The following is a 5224-nucleotide window of genomic DNA, read 5'->3' on the forward strand; positions in this document are numbered from 1 at the left end:
TTGCGTGCCAACCCGCAGAAGACATAGCCAGGATTGCGCGATGCCAAATGTCGTGGGGGCTGCCGTCGCGCGTTCCCCGCATTTCCTCACGCTTGGCCGTAGGATGGTCTTTCGAGACCGCTGACGCCGTCTACACCTATCAACGCGCCATCACTCCTTTCTTCTGGGCAAACTACCTCCCGGTCAAGCTAGGAGCCGAACAGTTGTACCTGACAGGGCTACGGGACACGACGGGCGCACTGTTTCCGGCGATGCCGTTTACCGGGTCCGTGTGCTCACGAACTCGGACATTTCGTCATCGATCGAGTGACCGGGACCGACAGCATCTCGCTCATTTCGATCACGCCTCGCGATGGTTTCGAGGTCATCTGTCGCGGCACGCGCAGTGAGGCTTTCGTGAACAATGGCGCGACCGGCACCGGTTGCCTCGATGCCTCCGACGTTCGCGCAATCCTTTCGCCGTTGATGCCGAAGGCCGGCGAAGTCGCGACTGCAAGGCCGATGTCTACGCGAGCGTGTTCGACTCAGTCGTGCAGTTGATGGGCGGTGAAGCAGCAGAGCAATTGCTGCTTGGCGATGCGTCTTTTGCCGCAGATGATCGCCGACAGGCGATGGAATTGGCCGCGCTTATCTGCAAGTCGCAGGAGGCTATCGCCGCGTTTTTCACATTCTGCAAACAGCAGGCGACCGATATGCTGAGCGAGCACGTCACTCTGCTTTGGTCGCTCGGCATCATTCTTCGCATGCGTCGCGACATGACGGCGGCTCAGATGGACGAGGCGATCGCGTCGGTCCTTGCCAGCGAAGTGGCCGGCGCTTGAGCGTACTCGGCGTCGGCGGTGCCGGAAGCGGGTTGAGAACGCGGGCAGGTTCAAGGCGGAATAAAATGTGGAGATCACACGTGGCGGATCAGTGCAAGCGCCGTCAACTTCCGCGATTAGGGGGCCAACCGGACGTCGTGGCGCTGCATAGGGGTGTCGCAATTTGCTCCTTGAGCCATACCGACCGGCTCTGAAATTGTCTGCTTTCAGGGGTAGACCGGAAGTGACCGGCGCATGGTCAGAACGACGCGAATGACCCGAAGCCGACTCCGGCGAGGCAGCGGAAACTTCAGCACGTTCGACGAGTGTGCGGTAGCGCGCGGGCCGCGAGCTGTCGAAGACAATCCCTACAACTTCTCAACCGAACCCCGCACTATCGAAGACAATCCCTACAACTCCTCAATCGAAATTCGCACGGTCATCCAACGCATTGGATGCTGGATTCTGAATTTTTGGTCTTGTGATTGGCGAGCTTCGTTCCAACTACGCCGATGCAATTCCGCCACCTTGGAAGCCCATCCGATCTATCAAAGGAGTCTCCGATGTCCTTGCATACCTCGCTGTCACGACGCGGCTTCTGCACATGCTGTGCCGTAGCCGCCGCCGCTTTCGCAACCAACCGTGGCTGGTTGAAGCCTGACGAGGCCTACGCCGAGTCACGCAACATCGTCGATACGATCCGCGACGCCGCCGCAACGATGCCCCTCCAGGTCCACAAGCTGCGTGGCAACGTGACGGTCCTCGAAGGCTCCGGAGGCAATATCGCGGTCCTCACCGGCGAAGACGGCAAGCTGTTCGTCGATGCCGGCATTACCCCGACACGGCCGCGGATTCTGGAGGCGGTCAACAGCCTTAGCCGCGATCCGATCAAACACCTGATCAACACCCACTGGCACTTCGATCACACGGACGGCAATCAGTGGCTAAACGAAGAAGGCGCTGCCATTCTGGCTCACGAGAACACGCATAAGCATTTGCTGACTGCCCAGAGGGTCGAGGACTGGGACTACAATTTTCCTTCGCCGCCCTTGGCCGCGGTGCCGACCGAGGTGTTCGCTTCGGAAAAACGCCTCAGCCTCAATCGCTCCACCCTCGATCTGAAGCACTATAGCCCCGCGCATACGGACAGCGACATCTCGGTTCGCTTCGCTGAGGCTGATATCCTCCATTGCGGAGACACTTACTGGAACGGCTTCTATCCGTTCATCGACTATTCGACCGGTGGCAACATCGACGGGATGATCCGGGCGACCGAGCAGAACATCGCCGCCACCAGCGGCGAGACCATCGTCATTCCCGGCCACAACATGCCGGGCCAAGCCAGCGCCGTGAGCAACAAGGACGAGTTGATCGGCTATCGCGATATGCTCGTCGCCATCAGGGAGAAGGTCACAACGCTCAAGCGGTCGGGCCGCTCGCTCGATGAGACCATCGCAGCCAAGCCAACCGAGCAGTTCGACGCGAAATGGGGCCGGTTCCTCATTACGCCGGCCTTGTTCACCAGGCTGGTCTACGAGGGCGTCTGATGGCAAATCCTGTCGTAGGTTCGAAGGCCCCGCGTTGGCCGGTCGCACCATCAGCGACGGCACCCGCGACGGCAACGCCGCCGCCGCTGCTGGCATTGCCGGTGGCGTCCGTAGCGAGGACAGCTTCCGCGGTTTCCCGCTACGCGGCTTGTGCGCCGGCATCGGCACAAGATGGCGATTATGGGCGCTCACCTGACCTGCTCGCCGTCCTGAAATGCAAACAATATCTCCGCCGCGGTATGCACGGTGAAGCGGCTTTCGTCATTGAACGAACGCATGAGTGCCCAATCCTCGGCGGGCGCCTTCTTGGCGAAGGCCGCCACACGGTGCTCCTGCCCGCTTCTAGGCGCCGGGATTCCCGCACTTGTGATCGGACTAGGCTATGGCGCTTATTGGCTCGTCCGCCGCCGCCGTAACGCTAGCTGATTTTCCGAGAGACTTACATAAATTGAAACGAGGCCGCTCTTTGGCGGCCTTTTCGTTTTTCCTTTGCGAGCGTGCTGTCCGTTCATGGCCCGAATGCGAAGTCCGCGCGGGATCGGAAATCGTCTGCTTATCGGGGTAGATCGGAAGTGACTGGTCGACCTTCCAATCGGCGCTTTTGACCCAAAGGCGACGTGGCAAGTTGCCACTGCAATCAGGCGAAATCATAGATGTCCGGAGTACCTCGATGTAGAGGATAGCATTTTCGCATCGGTATCGCCTGCAGGATCAGGAAGGTTCTGCTTGTTCCATCAGTCCAGCGAGGCTGCGTCTTGGGCGGCCTCTGCCTTCACGGCGCTCTTCAGCGAACGGATCCATTCCGTGTCGCCCACCGATTGAGAGAGAAGCCGCGCTCCGATCATGGCCGCGAACAGAACCTTGGCTTCCTGATCGGACGACGCGCCGTTCGTACCGCGCGACTTCGCCAAGTGATCGAGAAACTGTGCGTACAGAGCCTCCGTCCCGTCCCTGTAGGACTCGCGCGAGGACTCGTCGGCGGCCTCGGCCGTCACGTGAGGAGCGAAGGCGATCATCGGACAAGCCTGATCGGCCCCTTTCTTCGTCAGATAGTAGTCGACGATGGCGGCCGACCGGACGCCCGGATCGTCGTACTTGCGTTCGCAGACCTGCCGCCAGGCGGCGGATGACTGCTCGAAGGTCAGGGAGAAGACTTGCTCGACGAGGGCGTCCTTGGACTTGAAGTGCTTGTAGAAGCCGCCAACCGTCATGTCAGCGGCGTTCATGACCTCGGCCACCGAAACGCTGTCCACACCGAACTCGCGGAAGAGGCGGGACGCGCACTTCAGGATCTTCTGCCGATTCTTCTGCGCCTGCTCCTGCGATGAGCGACCCATGTCCGTTGTTCCTTTCCGAACTCGATCGAGATCCGCGACTTTACGCCGGCCTCGGTCGTAAGAAACCGCCGTCCCGCAAGCAATCGTGACTGGCTAGAATAGATTATATATATTATCTATTTTTTTGAAAGTCTCCAAAGCCACGTTTTCGCGAAGGAACTCGACATGGCGACCACCTACGACCCCAAGATCACGGCGCTTCTCTGCATCGATTTCTACAACGATTTCCTCCATCCAGACGGCAAGCTTTGGCCTTCGGTCAAGGACGTCGCCGAGCAGGTGAACCTGCTCGACAATCTCCGTGCGATCGTCGTCGCCGCGCGGGAGGCCGGGATCAAGATCATCCATGTACCGCATCACCGCATGGAGCCCGACACCTACAAGGACTGGAAGTATCCGTCGCCCTATCAGTTGCAGGCGGCGAAGAACATGATCTTCGCCCGCGGTCAGTGGGGCGGCGAATTCCACGATGATTTCAAGCTCCGGCCGGGCGATCTCTGCTGCACGGAGCATTGGGCTTCGAGCGGCTTCCCCAATACCGACCTCGATCAACTGCTGAAGCGGCACGGCAAGGAAAAGATCATCTGCGTGGGTCTGCTCGCCAATACCTGCCTGGAGGCCACCGCCCGCATCGGCATGGAGCTTGGTTATCACGTCACCTACGTGCGCGATGCCACCGCTGCCCGCTCGCCCGAGGCGATGCATGCGGCGGTCAACATCGACGCGCCGACCTATGCCCATGAGATCGTGACGACCGCCGAACTGATCGCGGCGATCAAGGCTTCCCCGGCGGCGGCCGCGGCGTGAGAGGAAGCGACGTGACTGCCGATATCGAGACTGCGGTCCACTATCGGTACGTGGAGCCGCTGCCAACCGAAGGAGGTTTTTGAGATGCCCGTAGCCAAGATTCATGTGCACGAAGGTGCGTTCAAGGATAGCGAGCTCGCCGCAATCGGGACGGCCGTACAGGCAGCACTGGAGGAAGTGCTCTCGGTCCCGCCGGAGGACTACTTCCGCATCACGCACGTTCTTCCGAAAGGACAGTTCGTCCACACGCCGGCTTTCGTCGGCTGTACGTACAGCGATCGCTTCGTCCTCCTCGAGCTGACCTTTATCTCCGGTCGCCCGAAGGAGAAGCGCCTGGCGTTGCTCGCCGCGCTGAACCGGCTCGTCCTGGAGAAGGCCGGCGTGAGGGCGGACGACCTCGTCGTTCTGATCTATGAGATGCCCGGCGAGAATATCTCCTTCGGCCAAGGGCTCGCGCAGCGAGCGCATATCTCGACCTGAGGGGCTCCGCGCCCCGTCATGTCCGGCCGTGCAGACGAAATGATCGAATAGCTCGACAGTGTGCTGCAGTGCATGAGTCCGAAAATGGCCCGATTGAGACATGCAGGCGGACACAAAGAAGGTCTGCTTATGAGGAAGAACCGGAAGTCGTCGGCGCACGGCCAAATCGACGCGATTGGTGGAGTCGAGATGTGGCGCGGTGGCTTTAGGCTACACATATCTGTTCCCGCCCCTTTCGTCTGGCGGTGCCTTA

6 protein-coding genes are annotated in these 5224 nt (G+C 60.2%); 4 read left to right on the top strand and 2 right to left on the bottom strand.

Annotated features, from left to right (window positions below):
• Nucleotides 1–530: 530 nt before the first annotated feature.
• Both ACZXDY_RS44495 and ACZXDY_RS44500 read left to right on the top strand, forming a co-directional pair.
• Nucleotides 531–821, top strand: a complete 291-nt coding sequence (locus ACZXDY_RS44495) for a hypothetical protein (RefSeq protein ID WP_155255491.1) — start codon at nt 531–533, stop codon at nt 819–821.
• Between the two features lie 542 nt (nt 822–1363).
• Nucleotides 1364–2347, top strand: a complete 984-nt coding sequence (locus tag ACZXDY_RS44500; protein ID WP_028167735.1) for an MBL fold metallo-hydrolase — start codon at nt 1364–1366, stop codon at nt 2345–2347.
• Nucleotides 2348–2535: 188 nt separating this feature from the next.
• Here ACZXDY_RS44500 and ACZXDY_RS44505 read toward each other — a convergent pair whose 3' ends face one another.
• Together ACZXDY_RS44505 and ACZXDY_RS44510 are read right to left on the bottom strand one after the other, a co-directional pair.
• The gene (locus tag ACZXDY_RS44505; RefSeq protein ID WP_283813261.1) at nt 2536–2670 is read right to left on the bottom strand and encodes a hypothetical protein; all 135 of its coding nucleotides are present in this window, start codon (nt 2668–2670) and stop codon (nt 2536–2538) included.
• 411 nt (nt 2671–3081) lie between these two features.
• The gene (locus ACZXDY_RS44510) at nt 3082–3684 is read right to left on the bottom strand and encodes a TetR/AcrR family transcriptional regulator (protein ID WP_028167736.1); all 603 of its coding nucleotides are present in this window, start codon (nt 3682–3684) and stop codon (nt 3082–3084) included.
• Nucleotides 3685–3849: 165 nt separating this feature from the next.
• On the opposite strand from ACZXDY_RS44510, the gene ACZXDY_RS44515 reads away from it, so the two are divergent.
• A complete protein-coding gene (locus ACZXDY_RS44515; protein WP_028167737.1) occupies nt 3850–4491 on the top strand; it encodes a cysteine hydrolase family protein in 642 nt (213 codons plus the stop codon).
• Between the two features lie 84 nt (nt 4492–4575).
• A complete protein-coding gene (locus ACZXDY_RS44520; protein ID WP_464349833.1) occupies nt 4576–4971 on the top strand; it encodes a tautomerase family protein in 396 nt (131 codons plus the stop codon).
• Nucleotides 4972–5224 lie beyond the last annotated feature (253 nt).

It is taken from the genome of Bradyrhizobium sp. LeoB3 (assembly GCF_055456055.1).

Excerpts from the sequence above, each read along its gene's own strand:
- ACZXDY_RS44520 (WP_464349833.1), top strand. The coding sequence starts at position 4,576 with ATGCCCGTAGCCAAGATTCATGTGCACGAAGGTGCGTTCAAGGATAGC.
- ACZXDY_RS44510 (WP_028167736.1), bottom strand. The coding sequence starts at position 3,684 with ATGGGTCGCTCATCGCAGGAGCAGGCGCAGAAGAATCGGCAGAAGATC.
- ACZXDY_RS44515 (WP_028167737.1), top strand. The coding sequence starts at position 3,850 with ATGGCGACCACCTACGACCCCAAGATCACGGCGCTTCTCTGCATCGAT.
- ACZXDY_RS44500 (WP_028167735.1), top strand. The coding sequence starts at position 1,364 with ATGTCCTTGCATACCTCGCTGTCACGACGCGGCTTCTGCACATGCTGT.